Source organism: Schumannella luteola, assembly GCF_013408685.1.
Lineage (GTDB): Bacteria > Actinomycetota > Actinomycetes > Actinomycetales > Microbacteriaceae > Schumannella > Schumannella luteola.
In genome coordinates this window covers 1,198,788-1,216,492 of the sequence record NZ_JACBZY010000001.1, presented here as the reverse complement: position 1 = coordinate 1,216,492, position 17,705 = coordinate 1,198,788, and the positions used below count along the sequence as shown (strand labels likewise).

The 17,705-nt window shown below is 70.7% G+C and carries 13 protein-coding genes; 8 read left to right on the top strand and 5 right to left on the bottom strand.

Annotation, left to right across the window (positions count from 1 at the left end; translation table 11 throughout):
* Positions 1–95: 95 nt before the first annotated feature.
* Positions 96–512, top strand: coding sequence for an ester cyclase (locus tag BJ979_RS05285; protein WP_179565865.1), 417 nt, complete (start codon positions 96–98; stop codon positions 510–512).
* A gap of 42 nt (positions 513–554) precedes the next feature.
* On the opposite strand, the gene BJ979_RS05280 is transcribed toward BJ979_RS05285, so the two are convergent.
* Positions 555–1,184, bottom strand: a complete 630-nt coding sequence (locus tag BJ979_RS05280) for a TetR/AcrR family transcriptional regulator (RefSeq protein WP_343046606.1) — start codon at positions 1,182–1,184, stop codon at positions 555–557.
* A gap of 132 nt (positions 1,185–1,316) precedes the next feature.
* Between BJ979_RS05280 and BJ979_RS05275 the strand changes: the two genes are divergently transcribed.
* The 3 genes from BJ979_RS05275 (at position 1,317) to BJ979_RS05265 (ending at position 8,033) form a co-directional block, all read left to right on the top strand.
* Positions 1,317–3,749 carry an MMPL family transporter gene (locus tag BJ979_RS05275; protein ID WP_179565861.1) on the top strand — a complete coding sequence of 811 codons (2,433 nt, stop codon included), beginning with the start codon at positions 1,317–1,319 and terminating at the stop codon, positions 3,747–3,749.
* 65 nt (positions 3,750–3,814) lie between these two features.
* Positions 3,815–4,819 carry a Gfo/Idh/MocA family protein gene (locus BJ979_RS05270; RefSeq protein ID WP_179565859.1) on the top strand — a complete coding sequence of 335 codons (1,005 nt, stop codon included), beginning with the start codon at positions 3,815–3,817 and terminating at the stop codon, positions 4,817–4,819.
* Positions 4,820–4,958: 139 nt separating this feature from the next.
* Positions 4,959–8,033: a glycoside hydrolase family 38 N-terminal domain-containing protein gene (locus tag BJ979_RS05265; RefSeq protein WP_179565857.1), complete on the top strand. Its 3,075-nt coding sequence runs from the start codon at positions 4,959–4,961 to the stop codon at positions 8,031–8,033.
* 71 nt (positions 8,034–8,104) lie between these two features.
* Here BJ979_RS05265 and BJ979_RS05260 read toward each other — a convergent pair whose 3' ends face one another.
* From BJ979_RS05260 to BJ979_RS05250, 3 genes are read right to left on the bottom strand one after another with little or no spacing between them, the layout of a single operon-like run.
* Positions 8,105–8,926, bottom strand: a complete 822-nt coding sequence (locus tag BJ979_RS05260) for a carbohydrate ABC transporter permease (RefSeq protein WP_255447088.1) — start codon at positions 8,924–8,926, stop codon at positions 8,105–8,107.
* Entirely contained in the window at positions 8,923–9,837 is a 915-nt protein-coding gene (locus BJ979_RS05255; protein ID WP_179565855.1) for a carbohydrate ABC transporter permease, read from the bottom strand. The genes BJ979_RS05260 and BJ979_RS05255 overlap by 4 nt, the downstream gene beginning before the upstream one ends.
* Positions 9,837–11,075 (bottom strand): ABC transporter substrate-binding protein, encoded by a 1,239-nt coding sequence (locus BJ979_RS05250; RefSeq protein ID WP_179565852.1) that lies wholly within the window; start codon positions 11,073–11,075, stop codon positions 9,837–9,839. The genes BJ979_RS05255 and BJ979_RS05250 overlap by 1 nt, the downstream gene beginning before the upstream one ends.
* A 107-nt stretch (positions 11,076–11,182) precedes the next feature.
* Here BJ979_RS05250 and BJ979_RS05245 point away from each other — a divergent pair, with 107 nt between their 5' ends.
* A complete protein-coding gene (locus tag BJ979_RS05245; protein ID WP_179565850.1) occupies positions 11,183–12,241 on the top strand; it encodes a LacI family DNA-binding transcriptional regulator in 1,059 nt (352 codons plus the stop codon).
* 163 nt (positions 12,242–12,404) lie between these two features.
* On the top strand, positions 12,405–14,189 hold the full coding sequence (locus tag BJ979_RS05240) for a class I mannose-6-phosphate isomerase (protein ID WP_343046605.1): 1,785 nt from the start codon (positions 12,405–12,407) through the stop codon (positions 14,187–14,189).
* A 16-nt stretch (positions 14,190–14,205) separates the two neighbouring features.
* On the opposite strand, the gene BJ979_RS05235 is transcribed toward BJ979_RS05240, so the two are convergent.
* Entirely contained in the window at positions 14,206–15,093 is an 888-nt protein-coding gene (locus BJ979_RS05235) for an ROK family protein (RefSeq protein WP_179565848.1), read from the bottom strand.
* Positions 15,094–15,304: 211 nt separating this feature from the next.
* Between BJ979_RS05235 and BJ979_RS05230 the strand changes: the two genes are divergently transcribed.
* Positions 15,305–16,558, top strand: a complete 1,254-nt coding sequence (locus BJ979_RS05230; protein ID WP_179565846.1) for a glycoside hydrolase family 76 protein — start codon at positions 15,305–15,307, stop codon at positions 16,556–16,558.
* An 81-nt stretch (positions 16,559–16,639) separates the two neighbouring features.
* On the top strand, positions 16,640–17,677 hold the full coding sequence (locus BJ979_RS05225) for an amidohydrolase family protein (protein ID WP_179565844.1): 1,038 nt from the start codon (positions 16,640–16,642) through the stop codon (positions 17,675–17,677).
* Positions 17,678–17,705 lie beyond the last annotated feature (28 nt).

Here is a 17,705-nt window from a genome sequence, read left to right as displayed (position 1 = left end):
GCGCCGGCCCTCCCACCTCCGTGCCGCCCGAGCGGCACCTTGGCGCGGGCGCAGAGAGCTCCACCCGACACCCGCTTCGACCCCACCGTGAACGCATGAGCGAATCACGCGACCGCAACCTCACAGCCCAGGAACGACTCGGCGAGATCCTCGCCGCACGCGATGCGCAAGCTCTCACCGAGGTCTTCCACGACGACGTCGTCGATCACGATCCCGCGCCCGACCAGGCGCCGGGATCCGCGGGCATCGTCGGCTTCTGGACCGAGATGTTCACCGCCTTCCCCGACCTCGAGGCCGCGCCGCAGACGCTTGTCGCCGACGACGAGTCGGTGACCGTCGCGCTCACCATCAGCGGCACCCACACCGGCGAATTCCAGGGCCACGCACCGACCGGACGCCGCTTCTCTGTGCGCGGCATCCAGGTCGGACGCTTCGACGACGGCCGACTCGTCGAGCGCTGGGGCGCCACTGACGAAGCGGGGATGCAGCAGCAGCTCGGGCTCGCCGGCTGAGAGCCGCGGTCGCTATCACCACGCGGTCAGCTGGTCGGTCGATCAGTCGACGACCGCCGCGACGAGTCGCGCGACCGCCTCGCGGTCTCCACCCGTGCGGCTCAGCGCGCGGAGGATGACCGCCCCGACGAGCAGCTCGGCGATCTCGGCAACCGGGGCCCTCGTCGGCAGTTCTCCTGCCGTGACGGCCGAGCGCAGTCGATCCGTCACCGACGGCTCGGCGCTCTCGGCGCTTGCGGCGTCATCCGCCCCACCGGCGACACCCTCCCCCGCGATGCGCTCGCGCAGCCGCAGGCCGATGTCGGCGTTGTCGGCCGCGGCGGCGATCAGCGAGCGCAGGAGTCCTTCGCCCTGCGGACCGGCGAGCATGTCGAAGACCGCGCCCAGCCAGCTCTCGAGATCTGATCGCAGGTCGCCGGTGTCGGGGATGTGGAAGCGCTCGCCCAGCAGCCGGTCTTCGAGCACGGCCTCGGCGACGAGATCGCCCTTCGAGCGCCACCACCGGTAGATCGTCTGCTTGCCGACGCCGGCAGCGGCCGCGATCCCCTCGATCGTGAGGTGCTCGTAACCCCGCGCGGCGAACTCGCTCGCGGTCGCCTCGAGGATCGCGAGGCGCGCGGCCTCGCTGCGCACGCGACCACCCTGTCGGGTCTCGGGCGGCGCGGGAGTCACCCGCACAGGGTAGTGCGCACGAATCGAGACGTTGCGTATTGTTGACGAGTCGCCACCGTCGCCGACCGATGCCTCGCGCATCCCCCACCGCAGCACCCGGACGCCTCGCGCCCGCACCCGAGAGGACCGACGTTGGCCGAACTGCTCTACCGGCTGGGCGTGTTCAGCGCCCGCCGCGCGAAGACCGTGATCCTGGCCTGGATCGTCATCGTCGCGATCGTCGGCGGCGGCTTCGCCCTCGGCTTCCGAGGGCTCAGCTCGAGCTTCGACATCCCGGGCACGCGCTCCGGCGCCGTGCTCGACCAGCTGCAGAAGAAGCTGCCCGACTTCAGCGGCGCCTCCGGCTCGGTGGTATTCGCCACCGAAGACGGCTCGGCGCTCACGGACGAGCAGCAGAAGCAGATCTCCGCGCGCATCGCCGACGCCGACGGACTCCCCGACGTCAACTCGGTCGTCGACCCCTTCGCGACCGAAGCCCAGCGCGCCGACCGCCGAAAGCAGGTCGACGATGGGTCGGCGCAGCTGGATGCGGCGCGCACCCAGCTCGAGCAGGGCCAGGCCCAGCTCGACGCCGCGAAGGCGCAGCTCACCGCGGCCGGACTGCCCACGACGGCGCTCGACGCGAAGCAGAAGGAGCTCGACGACGGCGCGGCCGAGCTGACGGCGCAGCAGAAGCAGCTCGACGACGGCGCCCGCCTGCTCGAACTGGCCGACGGCATCCGCCAGGTCGCATCCGACGGGTCGGCCGCCGTCGCCACCGTCTCGTTCACCCTGCCCCGACTCGAACTGCCCGAGAGCGCCAAGCAGGCCGTGGTGGAGCACTTCGACGCGAAGAAGATCGACGGCGTCACCGTCTCGTACTCGACCGAGATCTCTCAGGGCGTTCCGCAGATCCTCGGCGTCGGCGAGGCGATCGGCGTCGTCATCGCGGCGATCGTGCTCATCGTGATGCTCGGTTCCCTCCTGGCGGCGAGCTTCCCGATCGTGACGGCGATCGCCGGGGTCGCCATCGCGTCCCTCGGCACCCTCGCCTTCTCGGGCGTGGTGCAGATGGCCTCGGTCACCCCCGTGTTGGGCGTCATGCTCGGCCTCGCCGTCGGCATCGACTACGCGCTGTTCATCATCAACCGGCACCGGCGGCAGCTGCTCGAGGGCGCCGAGGTGCGCGAGTCGATCGGACTCGCGAACGGCACCGCCGGCAACGCGGTCGTCTTCGCCGGCTCGACCGTCGTCGTCGCGCTGCTCGCCCTGAACATCACGGGCATCCCGTTCCTCGGCCTGATGGGCACCGCCGGCGCGATCGCCGTGGTCATCGCGGTGCTCATCGCGATCTCTCTCACCCCCGCGCTGCTCGGTCTCGCCGGAACCCGCGTGCTCGGCCGACGCGGCCGCCGCCAGCTCGCCGCCTCGAACGAGCGTCGTCGCGCCGATGCCGGCGTGAAGCCGATGTCGACCCTGCGCGCGGTGCTGACCGCGGTGCTGGCCGTCGCCGCGCTGCTCGTGATCGCCATCCCCTCGTTCTCGATGCGCCTCGGACTGCCCGATGGCGGATCGGAGCCCGCCGGCTCCGCCGCGCGCGTCGCCTTCGACACGCAGGCGAAGCAGTTCGGCGCCGGGTCGAACAGCGCCCTGCTGGTGACCGCCGACCTGCCCGCCGACCAGGACGACAGCGAGCAGCTCGACTCGCAGCTGCAGATCGCCGAGGCGCTCGCGAAGGTCGACGACGTCGCGGCGGTCGCGCCGATCGCCGTCTCCGACGATGGCCGACTCGGCGCCTTCCAGGTGCTGCCCGATCACGGGCCGAATGCCGTCTCGACCGAGAAGCTCGTGCGCGAGCTGCGCGGTCTCGATCCGATCGGCACCGGCGACCTCGGGGTGGCCGGGCAGGCCGCGAGCAACATCGACATCTCCGAGAGCCTCGGATCGGTGCTGCCGATCTACCTCGTCGTGGTGATCGGCCTGTCGCTGATCATCATGATCGGCGTCTTCCGCTCGCTGCTCGTGCCGATCATCGCCACCGGCGGCTTCGTGCTGTCGCTGCTCGCGAACTACGGCGCGATCGTCGCCGTGTTCCAGTGGGGCTGGCTGAGCGACCTGTTCCACGTGACGCCCGGCCCGATCCTCAGCTTCCTGCCGGTGATCCTGGTCGGCATCCTCTTCGGCCTGGCGATGGACTACCAGCTCTTCCTGTCATCGGGGATGCGCGAGGCCTACGTGCACGGCAGCCCGGCCCGGCTCGCGGTCGCCCAGGGCTTCCGCGCCGGCCGCAGCGTCGTGATCGCGGCCGGCATCATCATGGTCGCCGTGTTCTCGGGCTTCATCGGCTCGGAGTCGACCATCATCCGCTCGCTCGGCTTCGGCCTCGCCTTCGGCGTGCTGCTCGATGCCTTCGTCGTGCGCCTGCTGCTCATGCCCGCGCTGATGCACCTGCTCGGCCGGGCGGCGTGGTGGTTCCCGCGCTGGCTCGACCGGATCGTGCCCGACGTCGACGTGGAGGGCGCGGCCCTCGAGCGGCGGCACCACGTGGAGGCCGACGGGGCGCCGACCACGCACGCCGTCGGCTGACCCGCGGCCGGGATCCGGCTCGTGCGGGGCGTGACTGCCCGCACGAGCCGTGATATCGATATCGCGTGATCGAGACCGCAGCCCACGTCGCGCCGCCGCTCCGGATCGGCATCCTCGGGGCCGCGGCCATCGCCCCGACCGCGATCATCGCCCCGGCACGCGAGCGCGACGACGTCATCGTCACGGCGGTCGCCGCGGCGCGCCCCGGTGCCGCGCGCACGTTCGCTCGGACGCACGGGGTGGCCTCGTGCCACGTGGACTACGGCGCTCTGCTCGGCCGCGACGACATCGACCTGATCTACCTCGCCACGGCGGCGTCCTCACACGGCGAGCTGACGTGCGCGGCGCTGGAGGCCGGGCACCACGTGCTCGTCGAGAAGCCGGCCGCGATGACGGGCGAGGAGGCCGCACGGATGACGGCGACCGCGCGGCGTACAGGCCGTCGCGTCATCGAGGCGTTCCACTACGCGTGCCATCCGATGTTCCACGAGCTGCTCGCCACCGTGCGCGGTGGCGAGATCGGCGAGCTCGTCGAGTTGCACGCCGAGGTGCATGATCCCCGGCCGTTCACCACGGGCTCGGTGCTGCACGAGCTGCGACTCGGCGGGGGCGCGCTGCGGCACGCCGGCTGCTACCCGGTGCACGCGATGCGCCAGCTCACGGGCGCCGAGCCGACGGTGCGGTCGGCCACGAGCACGCTCAACGCATCGGGCGCCGACATCGCCACCACGGCCGAGCTGTCGTTCGGCGACGTCGCGGCGACCCTCGTGGCATCGTTCGGCGACGACGGGCGGGTGGGCAACCGGCTCGTCGCGATCGGCACGCGCGGCCGGCTCGAGGCCGAGAACTTCATCGCTCCGCACCTCGGGGCGTCGCTCGCCGTAGTGACCGCGGACGGTGGACGACGCGAGGTCGCGATCACCGGAGGAGTCTCCTACGCCCACCAGCTGGATGCGGTGGTCCGCGCGATCCGGAGCGGCGAGGCGCTGCGCACGGAAGGACCGGACATCGTGGCGAACGCCGCGGCGATCGAAGCGATCCTGGACGCCGTCGGGATAAACGCAGGATGAGATGTTGTGCGCGGTCGAGCGCGATGACAGGATTCTGGTAACGATACCAACGCCGGGAGGCACCGTGACGAAGCCGTCGCTCATCGCAGCACGACCCTGGGACCACGAAGACGCGCGAGCGGGCTTGATCCAGCGGGCGGTGACATCCACCGGAACGGTCGGCGGCCGCGCTCTTCAGATCATCGGCGAGCCGCTCCTCGCGACCGTCGACGGCCGCGGTGTGCAGAGCCTCCGCGTGCTGCTCGGCGCCGTCGACAGCCCCGACGAGGACGCCACCGCGCCCGAGATCGTCGTCACCGTCGACGGCGAGCGCATCGATCGGGCGACCCGGCCGGCCGAGCCCGGCAGCATCCGCGTGCTCGTCGACGCCGTCACGTCGGAGACCACGGCGCGGCTGGCCGTGCCCGCGTGGGGCGATGACGCGATCGAGGTCGAGCTCGTTCCGCAGCGCGAGTGGACGGTGCACATGGTGCACCACTCCCACTACGACTTCGGCTACACCGACCCGCAGGCCGAGGTGATGGCGGCGCAGCGCTCGTACCTCGACTCGGCGATCGACCTGATCGAGCAGACCGCGGACTGGCCCGAGGAGTCGCGCTTCCGCTGGAACTCCGAGGCGCTCTGGGCCGTCTCCGATTGGGAGTCGCACCGGCCGCAGGCCGTGGTCGACCGCTTCATGCAGCTCGTCAAGCAGGGCTCGATCGGCCTCAGCGCCATGCCCTACAACCTGCACACCGACGTGTGCTCCACGGATGAGCTGCGCGAGCTGATGCGCGAAGCCCGTCGGCTGCGAGACCGCTACGGCATCGAGTTCACCTCGGCGATGCAGACCGACGTGCCCGGTCAGGTCGCGGGCCTCCCCGACGCGCTCAACGAGATGGGCGTGCGCTACCTCTCGGTCGCGCACAACTGGGCCGGCCGGTCGGAGCCGCACACGCACGGCGCGATCAACCATCCGCGTCTTTTCCGCTGGCGCACGCTCGCCGGCGGCGAGGTGCTGGTGTGGATGACCGACAGCCCGCACGGCCTCGCCTACATGGAGGGGCCGATGCTCGGCTTCACCGAGGACTTCGCGCAGGTGCAGAACTATCTGCCTGCCTATCTGACCGCGATGAGCGAACGCGGCTACCCGTTCCCGATCGGGGTGTTCGGCGCTCACGGCGAGACGATCGAGGGCCGCGATCCCTACCCGTGGGATGTCGTGCACATCCGCACGCAGGGCTTCATGGGCGACAACGGCCCGGCCCGTCGACTGCTGTCGGAGATCGTGCGCGAGTGGAACGACACCTGGGATGCGCCGAAGCTGCGCGTGTCGACGAACCAGGACTTCTTCGAGGATGCGGAGAGCCGCGTCGGCGACGACCTGACGACGGTCGAAGGCGACTGGGGCGACTGGTGGGTCGAAGGCGTGGGCTCCGCGGCGGTGCCGATGGCGCTGATGCGGCGAGCGCAGGCGCAGGTCGCCGACGCCCGGTCGATCTCGCAGCTGGCGGGATGGCTCGGCGGCGAGTCGTCGCCGCGCGAGACCGCGGAGGCGCACGGCACCTACGACGCGATCTCGATGTTCAACGAGCACACCTGGGGCGCCGGCAACTCGTGGCTGCACAGCGACCACGGCTTCGACTCGGGCGAGCTGCAGTGGCGGTGGAAGGTCGCGCAGGCGCTCATCGGCGAGCAGCGCTCGCGCGCCTCGGTGGACGAGTCGCTGGCGTACCTCGGCGCCGCCGTGGCGCCGGCCGACGACGCGCTCGCCAGCTTCGCGATCGTGAACCCGACGGGGCTCGCGCGCAGCGGCGCGGTGCGCCTGCTGCTGCCGGAGACCGTGGCCGCGCTCGAGGCGCAGGTCGATCTCGTCGACAGCCGTTCCGGGAACGCCCTCCCCCTCTCCGTCGAGGCGCAGAGCAACCACCCGCACCGCGAGTCGGGCCGCTGGCTGACCGTGCGGGTCGACGACGTGCCCGCGTTCGGAACGGTGCGCCTGGATGCTCGGGAGCGTGTCGGCGACGACAGGCCCCGCGCGATCGACGACCCCTCGGTCGCCGAGCCCGGCTACCCGTCGGAGGTCCCGATGACAGAGCTGCTCCGGCTCGAGAACGACCACCTGACGGTCGTCGTCGATCTGCAGCGCTCGGGGATCTCCTCGATCGTCGAACGCGCGACCGGCCGCGAGCTGGTGCGCGCGGACGCCCTCGTGCCGTTCAACGGCTACGTCTACGACGAGTACGCGAGCTCGGGTGCCGGATTCAATCACCTCGCGAACAAGCTCGCGACGAGCGACCGGCTCGAGATGCTGGCGACCCGGCAGATGGGGCTGCCGGCACGACTCGTCGAGCGACGCGACGACGCGATCGAGCAGCGCCTGGTGTACGAGTTCCGCGCCGCCGGCGCCGAGCGGGTGCGCGTGACCCTGCGGCTGCGGCACGGCGACGCCCGGCTGTTGATCGAGAACAGCGTGGCCAAGCCTTCGGTGCTGATCAAGGAGAGCGCCTACTTCGGCTTCCCCTTCGCCGGCGACGACGCGCAGCTGCGCTACGAGGTGTCGGGCAGCGTCACGGGCGCGGGGCTGCCGCACATCCCGGGCGCCCCGCAGCACATGCGGGCGATGCGCGACTGGGTCACCGTGACGAGCGGCGACGACGTGGTGGTCTGGGCGACGCCCGACGTGCCGCTCGTGCAGCCGCACACGATCGCGGTGCCGTACTCGCCGTTCCCGCCGAGCACCTCCCCCTCCGAGCCCGGCACGGTGTACTCCTGGCTGCACAACAACCTCTGGGACACCAACTTCCCGATCGAGCAGGGCTTCGACTCGACCTTCCGCTACGCGGTCGGCGTGCGGGCGACTCCGGAGCAGTCGGTCGAGGAGGTGGCGATCGCGACGGCGGCCGAGCTCGCGCATCCGCTGCGCGCGGCCCGTGCGCGCGGCGCGGCGGACGCGCATGCCGGCACGCATTCCGGCCTCGGTCTCAGCGACGCCCGCGTCAAGCTGATCGCGGTCGTCGCCGACGACGAGGGCTCCGGATCGATCGTGCGCCTGCAGTCGTTCGCCGATGAGCCGGTGCGGCTGACGCTGACGCTCGGGCGCTCCGCCGTGTCGGCGACGCGCAGCACGTTCCTCGGCGACATGATCGCCGACCTCGTCGTGGACGACGCCGGCGACACGGTCACCGTGGAGCTGGCGCGGTTCGAGGCGACGGCGGTGCACCTCCGGTTCTGACCCGAACAGAAAAGGGGCCCGGGTCGCGATCGCGACCCGGGCCCCTTTCGATGCGCCGACGAGCTCCTCGGTCAGTACTGTCCGAGCGCCAGTCCGCGCTGGAAGAAGCGCTGGGTGAACAGGAACAGCAGCGCCGTGGGTATCGACACGATGAGCGCCGCCGTGAGGATCACGGTGTATCCGGGCCCGCCGCCCTCGACCGACTGCAGCGCGTTGAGCAGCGGCATGACCGGCCGCGTCTCCGGGCTCTGCGTGAGGATGAGCGAGAGCAGCAGGTCGTTCCACACCCACGTCGCCTGCAGGATGAAGACGACCGCGAGCGCACTTGCCGACATCGGCAGGTAGATGCGGGTGAAGATCCGCCACACGCCCGCGCCGTCGACCACAGCCGCCTCGAAGACCGACTCCGAGATGCCGCTGAAGAAGTTGCGCATGACGAACGCCGAGAACGGCGTCGCCACGACGGAGTAGATCAGCAGCATCCCGCCCTGGGTGTCGAACAGCCCGATGCGCGCGTAGACGTCGAACCAGGGCAGCACCATCATCTGCAGCGGGAACACCGTGCCGCAGAAGATCACGAAGAACCAGAAGAAGCCGTGCTTCACGCGCAGCACGATCACCGCGAAGCCGATCGCGGCGCCGAGCACGACGGCGATCGCCGGCGCGACGAGGGCGTAGAGCGCGGTCGCCGCGAGCCCCGAGGGCACGTCGGTGCCGGTGAAGACCTCGCCGACGTTGGCGAAGAGCGCCCCGATCGATCCCGGCTCCCACAACGCGTCGCCCGAGTAGTCGGCCACCGACTTGCCGGCGTTGGCGAGCAGCAGGTAGATCGGCACGAGCCAGATCAGTCCGAGCACGGCGAGGATGACCGTGCGCACGACACGCGAGATCACGAGATCACCTCCGCGGCGACGCGTCCCGCATCCGAGCCGTTGCCGATGCTCAGCTGACGGCGCAGATAGATCACCGACGCGGCGACGGTGATGACGCTGAGGAAGATCGCGACCGCCGAGCCGAGCCCGTAGTCGCTGTTCACGAAGGTGTCCTTGTACATCGTCACGCCGAGGGTCTCCGATACGCGGTTGGGTCCGCCCTGGGTCATCGCCTGCACGATGTCGAAGGTCTTCAGGCTGTTGACGATCGAGAGTCCGACGACGATCGTCGTCGAGGGGCGCAGCAGCGGCCAGACCATGGTGCGGAAGAGCGTGAAGCCGCTCGCCCCGTCGATGCGCGCCGCCTCGAGGGGTTCCTTCGGGATGGACTGCAGCCCGACCGTGAACAGCAGCGCGTTGACGCCGATGCCCTGCCACGACGCCGCCAGGATCATGACGACCGTGTTGAGCGGCGACTCCTGCAGCCAGCGCGTGTCGGAGCCCGGCAGCCCGAAGAAGGCGAGCGCCTGCGACAGCGCTCCCCCGTTCTGCAGCACGAAGCCGAAGAGCACACCGACCGCGACGCCCGAGAGCGCGTAGGGGATGAGGAACGGGATGCGCAGGATGCCCGCCCAGCGCAGCCCGAACGACAGGTACGCGATCAGCAGTCCGATCCCGACGGGGATGATCAGCGTGCCCACCACCCAGATCGCCGTGTTGACGAGCGAACCCAGGAACGCGGGATCCGCGAACATCTCCACGTAGTTCGCGCCGCCCACGAAGACGGGATCGGCCAGCCCGCCGTAGCGGGTGAAGCTCAGCACGAGGGTGTAGATCACGGGCAGGTAGAGCACGATGACCACCAGGGCGGCGCCCGGGCCGAGAAAGGCCCAGGCGCCGCGCTGATAGTCGGTCGACGACTTCGAGGTCATCAGTGGTCGGCCCAGTACTTCTTCGCCACCTGCTCGATGCCCTTGAGGTAGGGCTCCGGGTCGCCGGGGTTGGTCATGAAGCCGGTGAACTGGTCGAGCGCGGCGGTGAGGATCGGCGTCGGCGTCGCCTCGTAGTACCGCAGGTAGAAGTCGTACTTGTCGGGCTCGGCGAACTCCTTGCCGATGTCGCGGAAGGTCTGCGTCGACGCGGTCGACTTCGGGTTGAAGGGCAGGTTGCCCTGCTGCTTCGACCACGCGGTCTGCGCCTTGGCGCTCATCCACCACTGCGAGTACTTCAGGGCGTCGGCCTTCTGCGAGGACTTGACGGTGGCGCACACCGGCGCCGTCTCGATCGCGACCGGCGTGCTGCCCTGGTCGGTGATCGAGGGGATGGGGAACGCGCCCCAGTCGTCGCCCTCCTTGAGCACCTGGGAGATCGTGGAGGCGTACCAGGTGCCGAAGGGGATCATGGCGAGCTTGCCGTCTTTCATCTGCGTCTCGGGAGCGGTCTTCGATCCCGGGTCGCTGAAGAAGCCCTTCTTCTCCATGTCGAGCCAGACGTTCATGGCGTCGACGACACCGGGGTCGGTGTACGACGCCTTGCCCGCGGCGAGGTCCTTGTAGAGCTGCAGGTCGCTGCCGGCGAGGATGATCTGGAACCAGACGAACGCCCAGGGGTTGCCGCCCGAGCTCCAGAACGGGGCGATCCCGTTCGACTTGAGCACCTCGGCGTTGTCCATCAGCTGCTGCCAGGTGGTCGGAACCTGCAGGCCGTACTCGGCGTACGCGGCCTTGTCGTAGTACATGACCCAGTTGTCGACGCTGATCGGGGTGCAGTACTGCTTGCCGTCGATCGTGTAGAGGTCCTTCACCGATTCGGCGACGTCGCCCTTGGCGATCTCCTCTTTCCAGATGGTGCTGGTCTCGGCGACCAGGCCCTGGTCGACCAGCTCCTCGAGCTGCCCGCCCGTGTGCCAGGTGAAGAGGGCGGGCGCCTTGCTGGTGCGCAGCGACTGCTTCACGAAGGCGACGAAGGCGTCCTGGTCGGCGTAGGTGCTCGCGTCGAGCCCCATGTCGATCTGGTCCTGGGACACCTTCGAGAAGGCCTTGAAGTCCCAGGACTTGTCGTTGACGAACTTCAGCTTGTCGGGAGATCCCCCCGACGCGGAGCAGCCGGCCAGCATGCTGACCGCCGCGACGGCGGCCGCCGCCAGCAGGAGGGGTTTCGGGAACCGCACGGGAACTCCTTCGTTCGGGGGCGATTGATATCGTTACCAATCGGCGGGAGCGTAACACCGCCTCGCGACGGAGCACAACGATCCGCGGCCTCCGATACCGTGACCCCATGAGCGCGACACCCGATCCGGTGGCCTCGCCGGCGGCCCGCCCGCCGACGCTGCGCGACGTCGCGGTCCTCGCCGGCGTCAGCCCGATGACGGTGTCGCGGGTCTTCTCGGGCAACCTCAACGTGCGCCCCGAAGTGCAGGAGCGCGTGCGGTCGGCGGCATCCACCCTCGGCTATCGCCGCAACGAGAACGCCCGCAGCCTGCGCCCCGGTCATCGCTCGGGACTGATCGGCGTGACGATCACGAACATCGCCAACCCGTACTACGCCGAGATGCAGCGGGGAATCGAAGAGGTCGCCGCCGAGCACTCGCGCCGCATCCTGATCGGCAACTCGAACGAGGATGCGGAGCTCGAGTCGCGCCTCGTCGCCGACTTCCTCGGCCGCCAGGTCGAGGGGCTCATCGTGGTGCCGTCGGGGTCGGCCGCCGACAGCGTGCACCTCCGCACGGCCGCGCAGGGCGGAGTGCCCATCGCCCTCGCCTCGCGGGCGCTCGACGACCTCGACGTCGACACGGTGCTGGTCGACGACATCGGCGGCGCGTTCGCCGCGACCGACCGCATCCTCGCCGAAGGACACACGCGCGTCGGATTCCTCGGCACTCAGGCCTCGGTCTTCACCGGTCGTCGGCGGCTGCAGGGATTCCGAGACGCCCACGCCGTGCGCGGCATCGCGATCGACGAGGATCTGGTGCTCGCCGGCCAGAGGGATGTGCAGTCGGCCGAGGCGGCGATGCAGGCGCTGCTGCAGCTCGCCGACCCGCCGACAGCCGTCTTCACGGCCAACAACCGCAACACCATCGGCGCGATCCGCGCCATCGAGCTCGATCGCCGCCGACGCCGCTCGGCCGCGCCGCTGCGCATCCGACTGATCGGATTCGACTCGTTCGAGTTCGCCGACCTCTCCCCCGTGCCGCTCTCGGTGGTGGCGCACGACGCGCGCGAGCTCGGCCGGCGCGCGGCGAGCATGCTGCTCGAGCGCATCGAGGGGCTCGATCCCGCGGTCGCCGGTCGGGTGATCGAACTGCCGGCGCGGCTGCAGGAGGTCCCGGCTCCCTGAGCCGGTCGATCCGACGCCCGCCGGGGCACTCGCCCGGTCGGGTGGCTTGCGCCCGCGCCGATCCGAGATAACGTTATCAATCGGCGCGGACGCCACACGGCTCGAACACCGCCGCCACCGAGCGAACGGAGTGCCGCCAGTGACGAGATACCTGCCTCGAGGCGTGCCGAAGGGGTCGTACGACACGCAGCCGGCCATCGACCTGCCGTCGACCGAGCCTGTCTGGAGCGGCGCCGACGTCTGGGCCGAACTCGGCGCGAGTTTCGAGGGCCCCGGCGCGGCGCTCGCCATCGACGCCTACCCGGGCGCCGACATCCCCGCCATCATCGCCGCCGCCCGCGCCGCGCTGCCCGACGCCCTCGTCATCGACGTCGAAGACGCCGCCGCGCTGCCGATCGAGCGCATCGACGAGCTGATCAGCGCGAATCTGACCGACGACCGGGTCTTCGGGGTCATGGGCCATCAGCGCCTCCCCGACTTCTACGACCCCGAGCGGCTCGCCGCGGTCGCGGATCGGATCCGCGCCGCCGACCGCCGGGTCATCGTCGTCGGCTGGGGTGCCGCCCTCGTCCCCTGCGACTTCCGCACCGTCGTGCTGGCCGACATGCCGCGCTGGGAGATCCAGACCCGGCAGCGTGCCGGAGCGCCGAACTGGCGCTGCGACAACGGCGACGAAGATGCGCTGCGCAAGGTCAAGCGCGGCTTCTTCGTCGAGTGGCGCGTCGCCGACCGGCACAAGCGCGCTCTCTTCCCCCGCCTCGACTACGTGCTCGACACGACGATCGACCTCGACCACGCGAAGCTGATCACGGCCAGCACCTTCCGCCTCGGGCTGAGCACGGCGGCGGCGCAGCCGTTCCGGGTCGTCCCCTTCTTCGACCCCGGCGTCTGGGGCGGCCACTGGATGCAGGAAGTCTTCGACCTGCCGGCCGACGGCAACCTGGCCTGGTGCTTCGACTGCGTGCCCGAGGAGAACAGCCTGCTGCTGCGCGTCGGCGAGACGACGATCGAGCTGCCCGCGCTCGACCTCGTGTTCGCGCATCCGCGCGAGCTGCTGGGTGAGCTGACCTTCGCCCGCTTCGGCGCCGAGTTCCCCATCCGCTTCGACTTCCTCGACACGATGGCCGGCGGCAACCTCTCGCTGCAGGTGCATCCGCTGACCGACTACATCTCCGACGTCTTCGGCATGACCTACACGCAAGACGAGAGCTACTACCTGATGGATGCCGGCGAGGGCGCCGAGGTGTACCTGGGCCTGCGCGACGACGTCGAGCCCGAGCAGATGGCCGCGGCCCTGCGCACGGCGGCGGCCGGCGGCCCCGAGTTCGCAGCGACCGACTTCGTCAACACCTTCCCGGCGCAGAAGCACGACCACTTCGCCATCCCCGCCGGCACCGTGCACTGCTCGGGCGCCGATTCGATGGTGCTCGAGATCTCGGCGACGCCGTACATCTTCACCTTCAAGATGTGGGACTGGGGCCGGGTCGGACTCGACGGCATCCCGCGCCCCGTGCACCTGGAGCACGCGCTGAACAACATCCAGTGGGATCGCGACACGCAGTGGACGCGCGACAACCTCGTCGCGCAGACCACGGAGGTCGCCCGCGGCGACGGCTGGGTCGAGGAGCGCACCGGGCTGCACGAGCTCGAGTTCATCGAGACGCGCCGGCACTGGTTCACCGACGTCGTGCCGCACGACACCCGCGGCACCGTCAACGTGCTCAACCTCGTCGAGGGCGCGGAGGCGATCGTCGAGAGCCCCGAAGCGGCGTTCGAGCCCTTCGTGGTGCACTACGCCGAGACGTTCATCGTGCCGGCCGCGGTCGGCCGCTACACGATCCGCCCCCACGGCGCCGGGGAGGGGCAGCGACTCGCGACGCTGAAGGCGTCCGTGCGCGCGACCGAGACGACGACCGCGAGGACGACGGCGACCGTGGTGCGCGACTGACCCGGCGGGGCGGCGATCAGTCGCGGGTCGCGGCGATCGCCGCCCCGAGCAGGGCCGCGTCGTCGCGGCGCTCCGCGGGTCGCAGGATCAGGTCGACGAGTTCCGGCGCCGCGGTGAGCGCCGCGCGCAGCGGCTCGTCGATGAGATCCCACGAACGCGACATCCCGCCGCCGATCACGAGCTCGTCGGCGCCGAACGCCGCCAGCGACGGGGCTAGCACCTCGCCGAGCGTCGTCATGGCGCGACGCCAGACGGCGCTCGCGACCGGATCGCCCGAGCGCGCGGCGTCGGCGACCTCGGCCACCGTGCGGCGCCGCCCGGTGCGCTCGAGGTGGTCGGCGATGATCGCGGCGGTCGACACCCGGGTCTCGAGCGGCTCGCCGTCGACCTCGAGCAGGTGCACCCATCCCGAGGGCGGCACACCCGGGCCCGACTCGACCGGGCGGCCGTCGCGCAGGAACGCCGAGCCGACGCCGGTTCCGAGCGTGATCCCGACGAATCGGGCGGCTCTGCGGGCATCGGCAGACCACTCCCCGATGGCGAAGGCGGCGGCATCGTTGATGAATCGGATGCGCCGCGCGTCCGTGCGCAGCAGCGTCGCGAACGGACGCGCCAGCGGCACCCCGGCGATGGCATCGAACTTGCCGACCCCGGCGAAATCGCCGACGCCGCGCGGATAGTCGAACGGCCCGGGCAGGGCGATCATCCAGGGCAGATCGGGCACGTCGAGGGCGACGGCCGGCGCGACCATGGCGCGCAGCAGGTCGTCGGGCCCGGCGGCCGCATCCACGTGCCCTTCTGCTCTCGCCAGGATGTCCGGCGCGGCGGGGCCTCCTCCGATCAGGGCGGCGGTCGAGTGCGATCCTCCGATGTCCATGACTCCGGCGGCGGGACGGTCGGTCACTCTGGCTCCTCCAGTCGTCGGGATCTCCGTCGTGCCGTCCGAGCTCGGGCATCGGACGGCACGACCTGAGACGCGGGGACGATCGCGTCGCTCAGCGGGTTCGCGTCGCGCCTTGACACTAGCGCGATCGCGGAACGATTGTTAACGTTAACAAACGCAATCCGACGCCGGCGTCGTGACGAGCGACGCGGGCACGATCCGAGGAGCGCAGATGCGTCCGTCTGTCACATTCGCCGCCCGGGCTGGAACCGCCGTCACGACCATCGGAGTGCTCGCCCTCGCGACGCTCTCGTCCCCCGCCGCCTACGCCGCATCGAAGCAGAGCGCAGCACCCGACGACACCCCACCCGGAGCGCGCGCCGCGGCCCCCGACTGGGCGAATCGCGCGGCCGGCGCCTACGACGCCCTGCAGTCGAACCTCTTCCTCGACTCCTCCGGTCACGGCCTGTTCGTCGAGAACGCGCCCGTCCTCCCCGGCGAGAACCCCTACTCGTACCTGTGGACGTTCCGCGAGGCGACGGAGGCCGCGATGGATGTCGCCGACGTCCCCGGAGTCGGACCTCGTTACGCCGCGGATGCCGCCGCGCGCTTCACGAGCCTGCAGTCCTACGCCGGATTCGACGCCGAGGGCTACCCGGGTTACGAGTCCGCCGTGGCGCCGCCGCTCGGCGGGGGCGGCGACGTCTTCTACGACGACAACGCGATCATCGGGCTCTCGTACTTCCAGCGATTCCAGCGGTCGAACGACCCCGCCGACCTCACGCACGCGCGATCGCAGCTCTCCGTCGTGCTGCGCGGCTGGGACACCGATCCGTCGGCCACCTGCCCCGGGGGCCTGAACTGGATCGCGTCGCCCGCCAACACCACCCGCGGCGCGAACATCACGGGTCTCGGCGCGCAGCTCGCGGCCCACCTCTACGAGCAGACGCGCGACCCCGGCTACCTGGCGTGGGCCACCCAGCTCTACGACTGGAACGAGCGCTGCCTCAAGCAGTCCGACGGCCTCTACTGGAACAGCCGCGACGACGACGGATCGCTCAACACGACGCTCTGGACCTACAACTCGGGAGCGATGATCGGCACGGCGACGATCCTCTACCGGGCGACTTCGGACGCGGCGTGGCTGCAACGGGCGACCGCCGCCGCGAGGGGCTCGCTCGACTACTGGACGGCCGAGAACCGCCTCTACGCCCAGCCGGCCGTGTTCAACGAGATGTACTTCGACGACCTGCTGCTGCTCGACTCCGTCCAGCACGATCCGCGGTATCGCGCCACCGTCGCGAAGTACGCGGCTCAGATCTGGCGGGCCAACCGCGACGCGACCACGGGCCTGTACCGATTCGGACCGTCGGGCGGAGGCGCACCGGACCCCGCGACCCGGATCAGCACCCTCGAGCAGGCGGCGGTCGTGCAGATCATGGCCTCGCTCGCGTGGGACCGCAGCCAGTACCACCGGATCGCCTGAGCAGCGGGGTGCTCGACGTCAGCCTCACGCCCGGTGGAACTGACGCCAGCGCGTCGCACTCGGAACGAGCAGAGTGGAGGCATGACGAGCACGGATGCGAACCCCCGCGCGACGACGATCGCCGTCGAGGAGCACTGGATGCCCGGGTGGCTGGAGGACGCGCTCGGGCGCCTGCCCGACTCGCTGCGCGACGAGAGCCTCGTGCTGAACCACCGCGGCGACGAGTCCTCGCGTCTGACGGACCTCGGCGCCGGCCGGGTCGCGGCGATGGACGCCGCCGGGGTCGATCTGGCACTGGTGTCGCTCACCCCACCCGGAATCGGCCCGCTTGCGCCGGCCGAGGCGATCGCGATGAGCCGCGCCGTCAACGACGCCGTCACGGACGCAGTCCGTGCGCACCCGGACCGGCTCCGCGCCCTCGCCTCGTTGCCTCTCGCCGCACCCGACGCCGTCGTCGCCGAACTCGAACGCGCGGTCGCCGCCGGTGCGGTGGGGGTGATGGTCCACGGCCGCATCGGCGACCGCGCGCTCGACGACCCCGCGTACGACGGCTTCTGGGATGCGGCCACCCAGCTCGGCACCCCCGTGTCGATCCATCCGCAGATCGCTCCGGCGGGGACCCGCGCCGACTCCTACTCGGGGTTCGACGACATCGTCTCGCTCGGCCTCGCGACCTTCGGCTGGGGCTGGCACATCGAGGCGGCCACCGCCGCTCTCCGGCTGATGCTCCGCGGCACCTTCGACCGCCATCCGGACCTGCAGATCGTCCTCGGACACTGGGGCGAACTGCTGCCGTTCTGGTCCGACCGCACGAACAGCCTCGCAAGGGCGGCCGGCCTCGATCGCTCGATCTCCGACTACGTCCGTGACAACGTCGTCATCACCAACTCGGGGATGATGAGCCCGACGCTTCTGCGGCACGCGCTCGAGATCACGACCCCCGATCGGATCGTGTACTCGACCGACTACCCGTTCCAGCGCCCCAGCGCGTCCGACCTCGACGAGCTGCTCACGTGCTTGCCCGACGACGACGCCCGAACCGCGTTCCGGGGCGGCAACGCGCAACGGCTGTACCGCCTGCGCGATCTCCCGCCCGGGGAAGCCGAAAGCCGGCGCTGACTCCCACCCGAACCCGATCAGGAAGGCG

What these genes read in the sequence shown, in the direction of transcription:
- BJ979_RS05285 (WP_179565865.1), top strand. Translation starts at nt 96, where the DNA reads ATGAGCGAATCACGCGACCGCAACCTCACAGCCCAGGAACGACTCGGC.
- BJ979_RS05255 (WP_179565855.1), bottom strand. Translation starts at nt 9,837, where the DNA reads ATGACCTCGAAGTCGTCGACCGACTATCAGCGCGGCGCCTGGGCCTTT.
- BJ979_RS05245 (WP_179565850.1), top strand. Translation starts at nt 11,183, where the DNA reads ATGAGCGCGACACCCGATCCGGTGGCCTCGCCGGCGGCCCGCCCGCCG.
- BJ979_RS05230 (WP_179565846.1), top strand. Translation starts at nt 15,305, where the DNA reads ATGCGTCCGTCTGTCACATTCGCCGCCCGGGCTGGAACCGCCGTCACG.
- BJ979_RS05225 (WP_179565844.1), top strand. Translation starts at nt 16,640, where the DNA reads ATGACGAGCACGGATGCGAACCCCCGCGCGACGACGATCGCCGTCGAG.